Origin of the sequence: Vulgatibacter incomptus, assembly GCF_001263175.1 — a bacterium.
In the GTDB taxonomy this organism is placed as follows: domain Bacteria; phylum Myxococcota; class Myxococcia; order Myxococcales; family Vulgatibacteraceae; genus Vulgatibacter; species Vulgatibacter incomptus.
The window spans coordinates 3,177,835-3,193,289 of sequence record NZ_CP012332.1; the positions used below are offsets into that span (position 1 = coordinate 3,177,835).

Annotated in this window: 13 protein-coding genes; 7 read left to right on the forward strand and 6 right to left on the reverse strand. The window is 70.8% G+C overall.

Features of this window, described 5'->3' with window-relative positions; all coding sequences use genetic code 11:
• The first annotated feature begins 184 nt into the window (after window positions 1–184).
• From AKJ08_RS13215 to AKJ08_RS13235, 5 genes are all read left to right on the forward strand, one after another.
• On the forward strand, window positions 185–1,564 hold the full coding sequence (locus AKJ08_RS13215) for a M20/M25/M40 family metallo-hydrolase (protein ID WP_050726493.1): 1,380 nt from the start codon (window positions 185–187) through the stop codon (window positions 1,562–1,564).
• Window positions 1,565–1,589: 25 nt separating this feature from the next.
• On the forward strand, window positions 1,590–2,618 hold the full coding sequence (locus tag AKJ08_RS13220) for an arginine N-succinyltransferase (RefSeq protein WP_050726494.1): 1,029 nt from the start codon (window positions 1,590–1,592) through the stop codon (window positions 2,616–2,618).
• 139 nt (window positions 2,619–2,757) lie between these two features.
• A complete protein-coding gene (locus AKJ08_RS13225) occupies window positions 2,758–3,240 on the forward strand; it encodes an RNA polymerase sigma factor (protein WP_050726495.1) in 483 nt (160 codons plus the stop codon).
• The gene (locus AKJ08_RS13230) at window positions 3,240–4,061 is read left to right on the forward strand and encodes a hypothetical protein (RefSeq protein WP_050726496.1); all 822 of its coding nucleotides are present in this window, start codon (window positions 3,240–3,242) and stop codon (window positions 4,059–4,061) included. The genes AKJ08_RS13225 and AKJ08_RS13230 overlap by 1 nt, the downstream gene beginning before the upstream one ends.
• The gene (locus AKJ08_RS13235; protein ID WP_050726497.1) at window positions 4,058–6,541 is read left to right on the forward strand and encodes a caspase family protein; all 2,484 of its coding nucleotides are present in this window, start codon (window positions 4,058–4,060) and stop codon (window positions 6,539–6,541) included. The genes AKJ08_RS13230 and AKJ08_RS13235 overlap by 4 nt, the downstream gene beginning before the upstream one ends.
• A 60-nt stretch (window positions 6,542–6,601) precedes the next feature.
• On the opposite strand, the gene argB is transcribed toward AKJ08_RS13235, so the two are convergent.
• Together argB and argC are read right to left on the reverse strand one after the other, a co-directional pair.
• On the reverse strand, window positions 6,602–7,438 hold the full coding sequence (argB, locus tag AKJ08_RS13240; RefSeq protein ID WP_050726498.1) for an acetylglutamate kinase: 837 nt from the start codon (window positions 7,436–7,438) through the stop codon (window positions 6,602–6,604).
• 62 nt (window positions 7,439–7,500) lie between these two features.
• Complete coding sequence (gene argC / locus AKJ08_RS13245; protein ID WP_050726499.1) at window positions 7,501–8,553, reverse strand: N-acetyl-gamma-glutamyl-phosphate reductase; 1,053 nt, start codon at window positions 8,551–8,553, stop codon at window positions 7,501–7,503.
• Window positions 8,554–8,726: 173 nt separating this feature from the next.
• On the opposite strand from argC, the gene AKJ08_RS13250 reads away from it, so the two are divergent.
• Window positions 8,727–9,305, forward strand: coding sequence for a hypothetical protein (locus tag AKJ08_RS13250; protein WP_050726500.1), 579 nt, complete (start codon window positions 8,727–8,729; stop codon window positions 9,303–9,305).
• Window positions 9,306–9,369: 64 nt separating this feature from the next.
• Here the strand turns inward: AKJ08_RS13250 and AKJ08_RS13255 are convergent, their stop codons facing one another.
• The 4 genes from AKJ08_RS13255 to AKJ08_RS13270 form a co-directional block, all read right to left on the reverse strand.
• A complete protein-coding gene (locus AKJ08_RS13255) occupies window positions 9,370–10,092 on the reverse strand; it encodes a hypothetical protein (RefSeq protein ID WP_050726501.1) in 723 nt (240 codons plus the stop codon).
• A gap of 125 nt (window positions 10,093–10,217) precedes the next feature.
• Window positions 10,218–10,571: a hypothetical protein gene (locus AKJ08_RS13260; RefSeq protein WP_050726502.1), complete on the reverse strand. Its 354-nt coding sequence runs from the start codon at window positions 10,569–10,571 to the stop codon at window positions 10,218–10,220.
• Entirely contained in the window at window positions 10,552–12,630 is a 2,079-nt protein-coding gene (locus tag AKJ08_RS13265) for a thioredoxin domain-containing protein (RefSeq protein ID WP_240475338.1), read from the reverse strand. Before AKJ08_RS13265 ends, AKJ08_RS13260 begins: the two co-directional genes overlap by 20 nt.
• A 76-nt stretch (window positions 12,631–12,706) precedes the next feature.
• Window positions 12,707–13,684, reverse strand: coding sequence for a P1 family peptidase (locus AKJ08_RS13270; RefSeq protein WP_050726503.1), 978 nt, complete (start codon window positions 13,682–13,684; stop codon window positions 12,707–12,709).
• Between the two features lie 276 nt (window positions 13,685–13,960).
• Between AKJ08_RS13270 and AKJ08_RS13275 the strand changes: the two genes are divergently transcribed.
• Window positions 13,961–15,406, forward strand: a complete 1,446-nt coding sequence (locus tag AKJ08_RS13275) for a sigma-54-dependent transcriptional regulator (RefSeq protein ID WP_050726504.1) — start codon at window positions 13,961–13,963, stop codon at window positions 15,404–15,406.
• Window positions 15,407–15,455 lie beyond the last annotated feature (49 nt).

Sequence of the window (15,455 nt, forward strand, 5' to 3'; positions counted from 1 at the left end):
CGCTGGAAGAAGTCGCGCAATCGTAGGCCGGAAGCGCCGAAAATGCTGGAAATCGGGCCGTTCCCTGCCGAGGCCCGGGAGGCCTGACGCTGGCCGCCCCTCGGAAGTGTGGTAGGTTCGTGGCACCCTCGCGCCGCCAACTGGATCTCGGGCGCGCGCACGTCGTTCCCCTGGACGAACCACGATGACCTTCGATCTCCTCAGCGCGGCCCGCGACCTGATCGCCGCCGACTCGGTATCCGCACGCGGCAACCTCCGGGCGGTGGAAGTGCTGGAGAAGGTGGCCCACAGCCTCGGGCTGGAGACCTACCGCCAGGAAGCCGAGGCCCTCGGCACCGCCCAGGCGAACCTCGTGGTCCACCCGCGCGGGGCGCCCCCCACGGACGGCTCTCTCCTCCTGGTGACCCACACGGACACGGTGGGTTCAGGCCCCCTCGAGCTCTGGACCAAGACCAACCCGTGGGTCCTCGCCCAGGACGAAGACACCCTCTACGGCCTGGGCGTGGCGGACGTGAAGCTCGACGCGCTCGCGAAGCTGCAAGCGCTCGCGAGCGCGCCCCCGGAGGCCGCCGGCAAGGTCGCCTTTCTGGGCACCTTCGCCGAGGAGGTGGGCTGCCTCGGCGCCAAGCACTTCGTCCGCTACGGCAGGTTTCGGCCGGCGTGGGCGTCCTGCGGCGAGCCCTCCGAGCTGCGGATCATCGACGCGCACAAGGGCTACCTCGTGGCCAACGTCGAGCTCATCGATCCCGGCGCGCCCGACGCGAGCGCCGAGCGGCTCCGTCTCACCTTCGGTGGCCAGGCGGCTCACAGCTCCACCCCGCACCTCGGCGTGAACGCGATCGATCGCGCCTTCGCCTTCTGCAGCCACCACGGTGTGGAGATCGAGTGGGCGGAGGGCGGCGACCTCGCGAACAAGGTCCCCGCCCGCTGCGTGGTGGAGGTCCCCGCCCTCCCCGGCCTCGATGCGGCCGCCATCGCCGAGGGCGTCGCGGTCGAGAAAGTGCGGGATCCCAAGCGCTCGATCGCGCGGGCCCTCGAGGTGGGCCGCCGGATCTCCGGGGAGCTCCGGAAGGCGGTGCTCGAGTCGCCTCCGAAGGAGGACTCCCGCTTCGATCCCGCCACCGCCGTCTTCAACAACGGAGTCGTCCGCTCGGACGGGAACCGCCTCGAGTTCACCTGCGATGCGCGGCTCCTGCCGGGCCACGATCCCGTCGCGATCTTCGACCGAATCGAGGCCGCCGGCGGACAGCTCGCCCGCACCTTCGGGCTCACCATGCGGATCGACCGGGCCCGGGCCAACCCCGCGATGGCGCTCCCTGCGAAGTCGAGGCTGCGCGACGCCGCGATGGAGACGTCGCGCGCGCTCGGGCTGAACCCTTCACCCCAAGCGAAACCAACCAACACCGAAGGAGGCGTCTTCGTCTCGGCGGGGATCGAAGCGATCGTCTTCGGCCCCGGCCGCTCGACGGGGAACGCCCACACCGCCAACGAGTGGCAGAGCCTCTCACAGCTCCAGGACGCCGCCCGCTGGTACGCGCAGCTCGTCCGCAACCTCTGCGCATGAGATTCGGTTCCCGATAGAGAAGGATATGCACCTGCTCCGCGACGTCGCACCCTCGGACCTGCCAGGCCTGAAGCGCCTGGCCGAGGTGCTGAACACGGTCAACCTCCCCAACGACGAGGAGGCGCTGCAATCCATCATCGACAAGTCCGTCCGCTCGTTTGGCGGACGGATCCGCGATCCCCTCCAACGCGAATACCTCTTCGTCCTCGAGGAGACCCGGACCGGACGGCTGGTCGGCACCTCGATGGTGATCGCCCAGCACGGCACCTTCGAAGCGCCCCACGTCTTCTTCGAGGTCTCGCAGCGCCAGAGCTACTCGTCGACGATCGAACGCCACTTCCAGCACACGGTGCTCTCGATCGCCTACCACTACGAGGGCCCCACCGAGATCGGCGGGCTGGTGGTGGATCCGGAGCTGCGCGGGCAGAACAAACCCGGCAAGCAGCTCTCCTACGTGCGCTTCCTCTTCATCGGCATGCACCGGCCGTGGTTCCGCGATCACGTGCTGGCCGAGCTGCTCCCGCCCCTCCTCCCGGACGGCCGATCGCTGTTGTGGGAGACGCTGGGGAAGAAGTTCACCGGGCTGAGCTACATGGAGGCCGACCGCCTCAGCCGGCAGAACAAAGAGTTCATCAAGGAGCTCTTTCCCCAGTCGGACATCTACGCGACGCTCTTCCCGGAGCGGGTGCAGAAGGTGATCGGCCGGGTGGGCCCCAACACCGAGGGCGTGAAGAAGATGCTCGAGCGGATCGGCTTTCGCTACATGGAGCGGATCGATCCCTTCGACGGCGGCCCCCACTTCGAGGCGCGCACGAGTGACGTCTCCCTGATCCGCTCGCTCCGCCGCTGCAAGGTCCTGGACGAGGACCTGCTCCGGGAGGACGACCACGAATGCGTGCTCGTCGCCGCCGAGCACAAGGATCCCAACAACCGGTTCCGGGCGGTGAAGAGCCCCGCCCGCGTCGAGGGCGATCAGATCTGCCTGCCCGGCTGGGCCCGGGATCTCCTCGGCGTATCCGCCGGCGACAAGGTGGCCTCCATCCCGTTCGAGTGACGGCCGCCCCGAGGGGCCCTGGCTTCCCTTTTTTCCCGTTCTCGGCGATCTGGCGCGTGCCCGGGTGACACGTCTGCGAGTCCGCGGTGTTCTACCCGGACGAACGCGGAGGCACTGGCCGCGGGAGAGGGAGAGAGGCTTGGCCGTCGACGTCGAGGAGCTCTACGAGCGCTACGGGCCCATGGTCCTGCGCAGGTGCCGCTCGCTGTTGCGGGACGACGACCGCGCGCTCGACGCGATGCAGGACGTCTTCGTGCAGGTGCTGCGCCACGAAGCGCGGCTCTCCGCGGAGGCGCCTGCCGGGCTCCTCCTGCGGATGGCGACCAACGTCTGCCTGAACCTGATCCGGAGAAACCGCCGCAAGCCGGAGGATCCGAAGGAGGAGCTCCTGCTCCGGATCGCCTCGGACGATCGGCTGGAGTCCCGATCGATCGCGCGGGCGGCGCTCTCGAGGCTCTTCGGCAAGGAGCAGGAGAGCACGCGGACGATGGCGGTGATGCATCTGGTCGACGGTTTGACGCTGGAGGAGGTCGCCCGAGAGGTGGGCCTCTCCGTCTCCGGCGTGCGCAAGCGGCTGCGAACGCTCAAGGAGCGGGCTGTCGCGATGGAAGAGGCGGCGTGATGGAAAGACGCGTTCCCGACTGGCTCCTGGAAAAACTGGCCCTCGGCGAGCTCGGCCGCGACGAGGCCGCCGGAGTCCGCAGGCGCCTCGAGGCGGAGGATGGCGGCGAGGCGAGGTTGAAGTCGCTTCACGCCTCCAATCGCGAGCTCCTCGAGCGATACCCCGCAGCTCCCATGGCCCGCGCCATCCGGCAGAAGGTCGATGGACGACGAGGGGCCTTCGCGCCAGCGAGCTCCGCACCCGCGCGCTCAGCCTCGCGGCAGCCGGCCTTCGGCCGCCGCCTCGTCCTGGGCGTGGCGGCAGCGGCGCCCGTCGCCTTGGCGGCGGTCCTTCTGATCGCGGACGGCTCCCCGGCGCCGATCGTCGATCCGCGCGGCCCCGAGACCACCCGATCCAAAGGGCTGTCGCCGCTCCTCCAGGTCCATCGCCAGGGCGCAGAGGCCGCCGAGCTACTGGCGGACGGCGCGGACGTTCGCGCCCACGAGATCCTCCAGCTCAGCTACATCGCCGCCGGATCGGCCTACGGGGTCATCCTCTCGATCGACGGCAGCGCGAGCGTGACCCGTCACCTCCCCGAAGCGGGGGAGGCCGCCAGCCTCCTCGAGTCGAGCGGCGCAGTCGCCCTCCCCCACGCCTTCGAGCTCGACGACGCCCCGGGTTTCGAACGCTTCGTCTTCGTGACCGCACCCGAGCCCTTCGCCGTCGAGCCCGTGATCGCCGCGGCGCGACGGGTCGCCTCGGATCCCGCCGCCGATCGCGTCCCCCTCGCCCTCCCGGCAGGCCTCGAGCAGGCCTCGTTCCTCGTGAGGAAGCCCCGATGAAATCCGTTCTTTCCGCCCTGCTGCTCCTGAACCTCGCGATCGCCCCGACGGCCTCGGCGGAACATCCTCAGCCGACCCGGCGCTTCAGCCTGATCGTCGGCGCGAACGACGGCGGCGCGGGTCGCGTCCGCCTCCGCTACGCGGGCTCCGACGCCGACGCCGTCGCGCGGCTCTTCGTCGAGCTCGGAGGGATCTCCCGCGGCGACCAGGTCGTCCTCCTCGATCCCGACCGGGCTGCGCTCCAGCGGGGCCTCGAGGAAGTGCGAAAGCGGCTCGCCCGTGCCCCGGCAGAGGGATCGCGACCCGAGCTCTTCTTCTACTACTCCGGCCATTCCGATGAGGAGGGCCTCCTCCTCGGTGGCGAGCGCTTCGGCTACGCGGAGCTCCGCCACGCCCTCGACGAGATGCCGGCGGACGTGCGCGTCGCCATCCTCGACTCCTGCGCGTCGGGCGCCCTCACCCGCCGCAAGGGGGGCGTGGCGCGGCCGTCGTTCCTGGTCGACGCCTCCACTGCGGTGAAGGGCCACGCCTTCCTCACGGCCAGCTCCGCCGACGAGGCGGCGCAGGAGTCCGACCGCCTCGGCGCCTCCTTCTTCACCCACCACCTCGTCTCGGGCCTCCGCGGCGCCGCCGACTCCACGGGGAGCGGCAAGGTCACGCTCACCGAGGCCTACCGCTACGCCTTCCGCGAGACCCTGGCCCAGACCGAGCGCACCACCGGCGGCGCCCAGCACCCTGGCTACGAGATGCAGCTCGTCGGCTCCGGCGATCTGGTGATGACCGACCTGCGCGCCACCTCCGCCGGGCTGGTCGTGGGCGACGACGTCGAAGGCCGCATCTACGTCCGCGACGTCGCGGGCAGCCTCGTGGTGGAGGTGCGCAAGCTGCCGGCCGCGCCGCTCGAGCTCGGTCTGGCGCCGGGGGACTACACCCTCACCCTCGAGGAGAGGGGCTCCCTCTACGAATCCCGGATCGTCCTCACCGAGGGCAGGCGTACCCGGCTCGACCGCGCGCAGCTCCGCGAGGTCCAGGGCGAGGCAACGGTGCGGCGAGGCGGCGACGATGCCCCCGGCGTCGACGGATCCGCGAAAGATTACGAGGTCATCCCCTTCAGCGCCGCCGTCTTCCCCGAGATCGGCTCCTCCCGCCGCACGATCAATCACTTCGGGCTCCACCTGATTGGAGGCCGCGCCACCCGCCTCGACGGGACCCAGATCAGCCTCGGCTTCAACATGGTCGACGAGCTCGCCGACGGCGCGCAGGTCACCTCTGGCGCGAACTTCGCCGGCGGCGGACTCAGCGGGACCCAGGTCGCAGTCGGCGCCAACTTCTCGGGTGGCCGCGTGGGCGGCTCCCAGGTCTCCATCGGCGCCAACGTCGCCGATGGGGAGCTGAGCGGAGCACAGGTCTCCGTCGGCGCGAACCATGCCGGCGGCCGCATGGAAGGCGCGCAGGTGTCCGTGGGCGCGAACTTCGCAGGAGGCGACGCGAGCGGATCCCAGATCTCCGTCGGCACGAACTTCGCGGGTGGGAACCTGGACGGAGCTCAGATCGGCGTCGGGGTGAACGGCACGCCCGGGCGCGTCGACGGCTACCAGGCCTCGGTAGGGGGAAACTACGCCGGAGGCGACGTCGTGGGCGCCCAGCTCGGCGTCGGGGCCAACTTCGCGCGCGGCGACTTCAACGGGCTCCAGGCGGCGGTCGGCGCGAACGTCGTCACCGGCTCCTTCGTGGGCGCCCAGCTCGGCGTAGGCGCGAGCGTCATCGGAGGTGACTTCCGGGGCCTCCAGACCTCGGTCGGCGCCAGCGTCGTCGGCGAGCGGATGTCCGGGCTCCAGACCGGTGTCCTCGGCTACGCCCGCAGCCTCGACGGCCTCCAGCTCTCCCTCGTCAACGTGGCGGGCGAGGTCTCGGGCTCGCAGATCGGCCTCGTAAACATCTCCGGCGGCTCGACCGACTTCCAGCTCGGCCTCGTCAACTACGCCGACGACTCCGACGCGGCCATTGGCGTCGTGAACGTCTCGCGGAAGGGCCGCAAGGATCTCGAGCTCTTCGCGACCGACGTGAACTACGTCAACCTCGCCGCCAAGCTCGGCTCGCGCTACACCTACGGGATCCTCACCGCCGGCGTCTCGCCGGGCCGCGAGGAGCCCGGCACCCGATGGAGCTTCGGCGCCGGCGTTGGCACCCGCCTCGACCTCGGCTGGACCGTCGACTTCCTCGACCTCGACCTCACCGCCCACAACGTCCACCGAGGCTGGAACTTCGATTCCAGCACCCTCCTCAACGTGCTGCGCATGGGCGCGGGCTTCCGCTTCGCCGAGAGGTTCGCGGTGGTCCTCGGCCCCACGCTGAACCTCAACCTGGACTTCTACGCGACGGATCGCTCCAAGATCGGCCTCGTCCCCGGCCTGCACCACGCGGGGAAGAACGTCGACCTCCGCTTCTGGCCCGGCGTGTTCGCGGGCGTCCAGATCTGAGCTCTCGCCAGGCGTAGGAAGGAATCGGCCCCGCAGGACGGGGCCGATTCCTTCACGAGCTCACGCCGCGGCGAAGACGGTACCGGAAGAGCCGGGCTCGGCGGCCTCGGCGAGGAGCTGGCCCGGGCCGGCGCCACAGACGTGGACCGCCTCGATTCCTGCGGCGAGGCCGCCCAGGGCCTCCTGCACCTTCGGGATCATCCCGCCGGTGATCACGCCGTCGGCGATGAGGCGGTCGGACTCGGCGGGCGTGAGGCGGGGGAGCCTCGTGGCGGGATCCTTGGCATCGCGGAGGACGCCGGGAACACCGGCGACCAGCAGGAGCTTGGCAGCGCGCAGCTCGGCGGCCACGCGCGTGGCCACGGTGTCGGCGTTGATGTTGTAGACGTTGCCCTTCGCGTCGCCCGAGAGCGAGGAGATCGCCGGGACGTAGCCGGCAGCGGCGAGCGTCTCGAGCAGCGCGCAGTTCACGCCGACCACGTCGCCGACCCAGCCGAGATCGACGGGCTCGGGCGGGCCGCCGGTGATCACCCGCGGCGGCCGCTTGACCGCGTCGACGAGGCCCGCGGAGACGCCGGCCAGGCCGACGACGTTCACGCCGTGCGAGCGGAGCTGGGCGGCGAGATCTACGCTGGCTTCTCCTGCGAGGGCCTGCTTCATCACGCGGAGCACGGCTTCGTCGGTGACGCGGCGGCCGCCGATCTGCTTGGGCTCCAGGCCGAGGCGACGGGTGAGCTCGTTGGCCTGGGGGCCGCCACCGTGGACTATGGCGACTCGCACGCCGGCCTCGCGGAAGGCGTGGATCGCCTCCGCGACGCCGGCGAGCTTGCCGGGCGCCAGCAGCTCGCCGCCGAGCTTGATCACGAACCATCGACCGCGATGAGCCGAGAGCGTCATGGATGTGGCCTCCATCTACCCGCGAAGCACGTCACTTGAAGTGAGAAGAACGAGCACTCGACCTACGGCCAGAGGCCGGGCTCGCGCAGCGTCTCGCCCTCGTCGAAGCCCATCATCACGTTGAAGGCCTGGATCGCCTGCCCGGCGCCGCCCTTCACGAGGTTGTCGAGGGCGGAGAAGCAGACCACCGACCGCCGCCCGTCGAAGGCCTCGGAGAGCTTGTAGGCCACCTCGACGTAGTTGCCGCCGGCGACGGCGACGACCTCGGGGAAGCGGCCCTCGACCACGCGGATGAAGGGCTCGTTCGCGTAGGCGTCGCGCCAGGCCTTGGCGAGGCGCTCCTCGGTCACCGACTCGGGGACGTCGACGAAGGAGCTCGCGAAGATGCCCCGCGGCAGCGGCGCGGACACGGGCACGAACTCGAGGGCGACCTCCCCGCCGCCGGCGTCGTGCAGGGTCTGGAGGATCTCGGGCTGGTGCTGGTGGGAGAGGGGCTTGTACGTACGCAGATTCACTGCACGTAGAGGATGGTGGGTGGTGATCTGCGGGTTGGCGCCGCTGCCCGACGAGCCGGTGGCCGCCACGGTGCGGATGGGCCCCTTCAGGAGGCCCGTCTTGGCGAGGGGCGCGAGGCCGAGGGCGATGGTGGTGGCGAAGCAGCCCGGCGACGCGATGTAGCGCGCGGTGCGGATCGCCTCCCGGTTGAGCTCAGGAAGGCCGTAGGCGAAGGTGCCGAGGCGCTCGGGAGCGGGATGGTCGACGCCGTAGAACTCGCGGTACTCGGCGGCGCTGCGCAGGCGAAAGTCCCCGGAGAGATCGACGATCCGCACCGGCAGGTCGAAGAGCTCCATCGCCACCTTGGCGGTGACCTTGTGGGGCATCGCGAGGAAGACGACGTCGACGCCCGCGGCGGCCTCCTTCGGCGGGAGCTCCTCGAAGCGGAGGTCGGTGAGGCCCGCGAGGTTGAAGTGGACCTCGCCAACCCGCTTGCCGATGTTGTCCGCTGCCGTGACCCGGACGACCTCGACCCGGGGATGGAAGAGCAGCCGGCGGAGGATCTCCGCGCCGCCGTAGCCCGTTCCGCCGATGAGTGCCGCCTTCACCCGAGACGCCATCTTCGATTCCCTTTCGCGAAAAGCTCCGGCGGGACTCTAACCGAGCCCAAGCCCTCCCGCAGCTCGTCCTGCGCGTGGACTATTTGTAGATTAATTGACTGTACGCCGCGGCTGGAATAGGCATGGCACCGTTGGCCCGATCTCCAAAGAACCTTTCGGGCTCGGAGTAATCCATGCGCATTCGTCTGCTTCCCCTTGCCGCCGCGGCCCTCCTCGCGATCCCCGCGGCCGCGTCTGCGAAGACCTCCTCGACCAGCGTCATCTCGCCCGGTGAGCTCAGCGTCGGCGCCGAGCTCTTCCAGGAGTTCAACCTGGCCCGCGGGACGGGCCTTGAATCCAGCGGGCTCACCGAGTTCTCGCCGTCCGCGGGCTTCGTGGTCCGGTACGGCCTCGCCCAGGACGTCGCACTGTTGGGAACCCTCGGCTTCCTGCACCGCATCCGGGACGGCGAGGATCCCGCGACCTTCTACTCCATCGGCGCGGGCGTCCAGTGGGACTTCATCAACAGCAAGTATGCGTCCGTGCTCCTTCGCGCCGGCGCGCAGTTCCTCCCGCGGTTGAGCCGGAAGGACAACGAGCTGCACCAGACCCTGGGCGTGCGCTTCTACGCGGGCCCCGGCGTCGAGGCCCGGGTGACCGAGGCGCTCTCGCTCCAGTTCTCGACGGCGCTCCTCGACCTGCAGGTCGGCGGCGAGAGCACGGACGTCGACATCGGCTTCCTGCCGGCCGTCTCCGCGTTCCTCTACTTCTGAGAACCCGAGGAGGCGCGCTTCCTTTGGGAGGCGCGCCTTCTCCCGCGCTCGCTGCGCGGGGTCGTTACCAGGCGTCGACAATCCAGAAGACGCCGACCGCAAACGAGGCCGCGCCCACGAGGCCCCGGACGGTCCGGGCGCCGGGGCGCAGCCCGGCCCTTCCGCCCAGCCAGGCCGCTCCAGCGCCGGCAAGGGCGGCAATCACCATCGACACGACCACGCCCACGCCGAAGGCCAGCACGGAGCCGCCTAGCACGACCGGCGAGCGCTGAGCGGCAGCCGGCACCAGGGCCAGCAGCCCCCGCAGGCCGGACACCGCCATGAGCGCGCCCACCAGCGTGGCGCCGTGGCGGTGACCGTGGCCGGCGTGGCGATGCTCCATCCCCACATGGACATGCGGATGGGCGTGCTCGTCGTGCACGCCGTGCGCGTGGCTGTGGATCCGGACGACGCCGGTGGCCTCGATCACCGCCAGCGCGCCGAGGAGCGCGACCACGCCGCCGCCCGAGATCTCCGCCACCCGCTCGAACGCCTCGGGGATCGCGAGGCCCAGGAGCAGACAGAGGCCGGCACCGACGGCCAGCACGCCGGCATGGCCCGCCCCGAAGCGCAGCGCGACCAGGAGCGCTTCCCTGAGGCTGCCGCGCTTCGCGGCGATGGTGCCGAGCGCCGCCAGGTGGTCGGCGCCCACGCCGTGGAGGACGCCGAGGCCGAAGAGGCCGGCGATGGCGAGGATCGGGTGCGGCTGGATATCCATGGGCTTCGTTCCGTCGTGTGCGAGCGCCATCGGCGCTCGGAGACCGCGTGGCGACGTTCGGCGTAGCCATAGCAGAATGGGCGGCTCGCGGCCCGGGCGGGAGGCCGGATCGCGACGGATCTTCTCGATTCCGCACAGTGCGCGTCGCGCACCTTCTACGGGACAGCGCCGCCGGTACCGCCCACTCCGACGCCGTCGCCGCCCGCTCCACCGGTCCCGGGATTCCCGATCGGAACCCCGAGGACCCTTTCGCAATCGAGGGAGCAGCCGCCCTTCGAGATCGTCTTGCACGAGGCTCCGTGGAGGCAATCGCCGCAGTTTCGGGCGAGGTCGGCGTTCTCGTCGTGCACCTTGCCGCACCTCTCGGAGCAGACCTGCCGGCTGATGTCGGGGAGCTGCTGGCAGAACTCGAGCTTCCCGCACGCGACGTCACAGTCGCTTGCACACGCATCGAGGCCGATCACGGCGACTGCCGCGGCGACGAAGACCTCAGCCAAGCCCCAGCGCACGTGTGACCTCCTCGGGATCCGTCCGCGGCGCCTCGCAGGTGAACCTCCGGCAGATCCACGCGGCGGGCTTTCCGTCCACCTCGCCACGCCCCGACAGGAGCTCGCTCTCGCCCTTCTCGGCGGCCCAGGCGACGACCTCGGGATGCACCCCGGTTCGCGCCTTGGCGAGGAGCGCGTCGCGCGCGGCACCGGGCGCTCCCAGCACGGCGACCTCGGTGAGGCCCTTGGCCCGAAGGAACGCAGCGCCGAGCAGATGTCCGAACGCGAACGGGCTGCGGAGGAGCTCGTCGTGCTGGCGCTCGAGGTAGCGCTCCGCCACGCGGCCCGCCTGCTCGTGGCCGGTGAGGAGGTGGAGCCGCAGCAGCGCGACGGCCGCGCTCGAGCCGCCAGCCGGCACGGCGTTGTCGTGGATCGAGGGGATCCGATGGCGCAGCGACTCGCCGCCGGCGGGCGAGAGGAAGAAGCAGGCCTGCTCTTCGTCCCAGAAGCGCGAGACGATGCCGTCGCCGAGGCGCCGCGCCTCGTCGAGCCAGCGGTTCTCGCCTGTGGTCTCGAAGAGCTCGACGAGCCCCTCGCAGAGCGCCGCCCAGTCGTCGAGGAAGGCCTCCTGCTTCACGTTGCCGTCCCGATAGACCCTTTTCAGACCATCGTCCGTCGCGAGGGTCCGGAGCACGAAGTCCGCGGCGCGGCGGGCCTGCTCGACCAGGCCGTCGTCGTGGAGGAGCCGCCCCGCCGCGGCGAGGGCCCCGATGGCGAGGCCGTTCCAGGCGACGATCACCTTGTCGTCGGTGGCGGGGGCCACGCGCTCCTTCCGCGAATCGAAGAGCCTGCGGCGCGCCTCCGCGAGCTTCCCCTCCACCTCCTCGACGGGGAGGTTCCTCTCCTGCGCGATCTCTTGAGCGGAGGCCGCCAGGTGGAGCACGGTGGCGCCGTGCTCGAAGTTCCCCGTGGCGGTGACACCGAAGCGGGCCGCGGCGAGGGACGCCAGCTCCCGGCCGAGGACCTCCTCGATCTGGTCCGGCGTCCAGGCGAAGAACTTGCCCTCCACGCCCTCGCTGTCGGCGTCCTGGGAGGACCACAGGCCGCCGCTCGGGTCCGTGAGCTCCCGCGCCATCCAGCCGGCGATGTCGAGTGCGACTCGATCGTACTCGGAGTGCTCGAACGCGACGGCGGCCTCGGCGTAGAGCCGCAGGAGGAGCGCGTTGTCGTAGAGCATCTTCTCGAAGTGGGGCACGGCCCACGCTTCGTCGACGCTGTAGCGGTGGAAGCCGCCGCCGAGCTGGTCGTGGATCCCGCCCTCGGCCATCTTGTCCAGGGAGCGGCGGATCGCGGCCTTCGCCTCGTCGACCGATTCCGACCGGAGCTCCGCGGGCCACGCGAAGGCCATCCGGAGCAGGAAGGAGAGCTCCATCGGGTGCGGGAACTTCGGGGCGCCGAAGAAGCCGCCGTTGCGGGTGTCGGCCTCCTGGCAGATCCGCTCGGCCGCCCTCGCGAGCTCGCTGCCCGTGAGCGGCGCGCCGCCCGTGCCGAGCCCGACGCGCACCAGGCGGGCCAAGCCCTCCTCGAAGGATCCCGCGCTCTGCAGCACCTCGTCGCGGCGGTTGGCCCACGCATCGGCCAGCGCCTCGAGCACCCGGGTGAAGCTCGGGAGGCCATAGCCGCTCGTGGGCGGGAAGTAGGTGCCGCCGAAGAAGGGCTGGAGATCCGGCGTGAGGAAGACGGTGAGGGGCCAGCCCCCGCCCCTGCCCATGAGCTGGACCACGCCCTGGTAGAGGGAGTCGAGGTCGGGACGCTCCTCGCGATCGACCTTGATCGGGACGAAGTGGCGGTTCATCAGCTCCGCCACGGACTCCACCTCGAAGGCGTCCTTCTCCATCACGTGGCACCAGTGGCAGGCGGCGTAGCCGACGGAGAGCAGGATCGGCTTCTGCTCACGCGCGGCCGTCTCCAGCGCTTCCGGCCCCCAGGGGTACCAGTCGACGGGGTTGTACATGTGCTGGCGGAGGTAGGGAGAGGCCTCCCGGGCCAGCCGGTTGGCGGCCCTCGGCGTTTCGGACACGGTTCACCTCCACGCACGATCGTGGATGTAGGGATCGAGCTTCCTGTATGCCAGCCGGCCAGGGGATCGGGGAGAATTAGGCTCCGGCCAGGCCCGGAATCCCATGGAGGGTCCGGGCCGCCTTGACCCCGCGCGCGATCGCCTCGGCTACCACCTCGATCGCGGCCATGCCCACCTCGGCGAGGACGAGGTCGTCCGCGCGGATGCGATCGCGCGGCGCGGTCGACGCGGTGAAGACCACGTCGCCATCGAAGGGCGTATGGGCCGGGCGGATCGCGAGGGCGAGGCCGTCGTGGGCCATCCGGGCCAGGTGGCAGAGCTGGTTCCGATCGAAGGGCGCGTCCGTACAGACGACGACGAGGGTGGTGTTCTCGCCGGAGCCCGGGAGGCCCGCCTTGGCGGGAGCGGCCTCGGCCGCCGCCTCCGGAGCAGGGCGCCGCCAGCCCCGACCGGGTCCCCGCGCCACGGCGAGCGGCGCTCCCGAGCTCGGATCGACGACGTCGCCGAGGGCGTTCACCGCGGCGAGCGCGCCCACCCGGAAGCCTCCCGCCTCTGCGGCGAAGCTGCCCAGGCCGCCCTTCCACGCGAGCTCGTAGCCGAGCCGCTTCGCCACCGTGCAGCCGGTGCCCGCCCCGACGTTCCCCTCCTGCACCGGATCGCGGCTCGCCGCCACACACGCGGCGTAGCCCATCCCCGCGTCGGGCCTCACGTCCCTCGAGCCGATGCCGAGGTCGAAGAGGACCGCTGTGGGAACGGTGGGGATCCTCGCCACCGTCGCGGGGAAGCCGACGCCGCGCTCCTCGAGGAAGGCCATGCAGCCGCCGGCGGCATCCATGCCGAAGGCGGAGCCGCCGGTGAGCAGGAAACCGTGCACCTGGTTCACCCTGCCGCCCGGCCGGAGCGAATCGGCCTGGCGAAGCGAGGCGTAGCCTCCGCCGATGTCGATCCCGCCGAGGGCGGGCTCGTCGAAGAGCACGACGGTGCAGCCGGTGGCGGCGTCCCGGTCGGTTGCGTGTCCCACGCGGACACCGGCGAGATCCGTGATCGAGGGCAAGGGGAAGGCCTTGGTTCGGAAGAATCGATCCTAGCAGACGAAGCGCACGGCCGGAGGCGTCCCGCGGCGGATCGATCCGCCCAGCTCCGGCGAGGAACGGCACCGCATTCGGGGGCATTCCCGACACCCTCTCGAAAACGAGCTCCGCGATTCCGAAATCGAACCATTCGCGCAGGACGGAAGCGATTTCGCTCGGGGTGTGCACTTGGCGTGGGAAGGCAGGTGCATAGCTTTGGCGGGATCCTGCCCACTCCGTGAAACAAAGGAGGCCGTGCAATGGCCGCCCATCGAATCCTCGCCGTCGACGACGACGCCGTCGCCCTCGAAGCCGTCGTGGAGCTCCTCCGGGGGGAGGGGCACGTCGTGGACGGCGCCTCCAGCCCCGCCGAGGCCGACGAGCTCTTGCGCACCGAGCGGTACAACCTCGTGATCACGGATCTGGTGATGCCGGGGCGAAGCGGAATCGAGCTCACCCGCTCCGTGCGCGAGACGCTCCCCGACGCCGCGGTCCTGGTGGTCACGGGCCACGCCACCGCACAATCGGCCATCGCCGCGCTGAAGGCGGGCGCCCTCGACTATCTGACCAAGCCCCTCGAGCCCGGCCTGCTCCGATCCGTGGTCTCCACCGCGCTCCACGACCGGGCCGCGATGGCCAACGGATTCCGACCGGCGCGCTCGGCCACCGCCCACTCGGGCCACGACGGCCTCCTCTCGCGGGCGCCGGCGATGCATGCGGTCTTCGAGCGGATCGCGCTGGCGGCGAGCTCCGATGCCACGGTCCTCATCCGGGGCGAGAGCGGCTCCGGCAAGGAGAGCTGCGCCCGGGCGATCCACAAGCGCTCGTCTCGATCCGAGGCTCCGTTCCTTCCCCTGCACGTGGCGGCGATCTCCCACGAGCGCCTCGCCGCCGAGCTCTTCGGCGGCGGCTCCGGCCAGAGCAAGTTCCAGCAGGCGGAGGGCGGCACGATCTTCCTCGACGAGGTCGACGCCCTCGATCCGCGATCGCAGCTCGTCCTCTATCGCTTCCTCGAATCCGGGAACCTCGCGAGCGCCGACGGCTCGAGCGAGCGCAAGGCCGACGTGCGGGTGATCGCCGCCACCGGGCGTGACCTCGGCGAGCTCGTGCGCCTGGGGCGCTTCCGCGAGGATCTCTTCTACCGCCTGGACGTCTTCCCCCTCACCCTGCCTCCGCTGCGCGATCGCAAGGAGGACATCCCCCTCCTCGTCTCGTCGTTCATCGAGACCTTCTCCGATCGCTACCGGAAGCCCGTCGTCACCGCCACCGACGAGACGCTCTCGCTGCTCGCCCGGTATCCGTGGCCCGGCAACGTCCGCGAGCTGCGCAACGTCGTCGAGCACGCGGTGATCCTCTGCACCGGCACCCTGCTCACGCCCGACTTCCTTCCGCGCGTGATCTACCGGGACGAAGGCGATCTCGCCGCGATCCGAATCCCCATCGGGACGCCGATGCGGGAGATCGAGCGTGCCGTGATCGCCCGCACCCTCGACGCCTACGGCTGGAACAAGAACAAGACGGCCAAGGTGCTCGGGATCAGCCGGCGCTCGCTCTACAACAAGCTGGAGCGCTACCGGATCGCCCGCGGCCACGCCGCGCCCCTCGACGCCGCCGCGGAATCGGGTCCCTTCGACCGGCCCGCGCCTCGTTCGGCCGAACCGCGGCACCTCGTGCAGCCGCCAGCAGCAGCAGAGGCCGAGCGCTGAGCTCGCCGTCCGCATGGCCAATCGCCAATTGACTGCGAACCATCCCGCA

Excerpts from the sequence above, each read along its gene's own strand:
- AKJ08_RS13230 (WP_050726496.1), top strand. The coding sequence starts at position 3,240 with ATGGAAAGACGCGTTCCCGACTGGCTCCTGGAAAAACTGGCCCTCGGC.
- AKJ08_RS13275 (WP_050726504.1), top strand. The coding sequence starts at position 13,961 with ATGGCCGCCCATCGAATCCTCGCCGTCGACGACGACGCCGTCGCCCTC.
- AKJ08_RS13235 (WP_050726497.1), top strand. The coding sequence starts at position 4,058 with ATGAAATCCGTTCTTTCCGCCCTGCTGCTCCTGAACCTCGCGATCGCC.
- argC (WP_050726499.1), bottom strand. The coding sequence starts at position 8,553 with ATGGCGTCTCGGGTGAAGGCGGCACTCATCGGCGGAACGGGCTACGGC.
- AKJ08_RS13220 (WP_050726494.1), top strand. The coding sequence starts at position 1,590 with ATGCACCTGCTCCGCGACGTCGCACCCTCGGACCTGCCAGGCCTGAAG.
- argB (WP_050726498.1), bottom strand. The coding sequence starts at position 7,438 with ATGACGCTCTCGGCTCATCGCGGTCGATGGTTCGTGATCAAGCTCGGC.
- AKJ08_RS13250 (WP_050726500.1), top strand. The coding sequence starts at position 8,727 with ATGCGCATTCGTCTGCTTCCCCTTGCCGCCGCGGCCCTCCTCGCGATC.
- AKJ08_RS13255 (WP_050726501.1), bottom strand. The coding sequence starts at position 10,092 with ATGGCGCTCGCACACGACGGAACGAAGCCCATGGATATCCAGCCGCAC.
- AKJ08_RS13215 (WP_050726493.1), top strand. The coding sequence starts at position 185 with ATGACCTTCGATCTCCTCAGCGCGGCCCGCGACCTGATCGCCGCCGAC.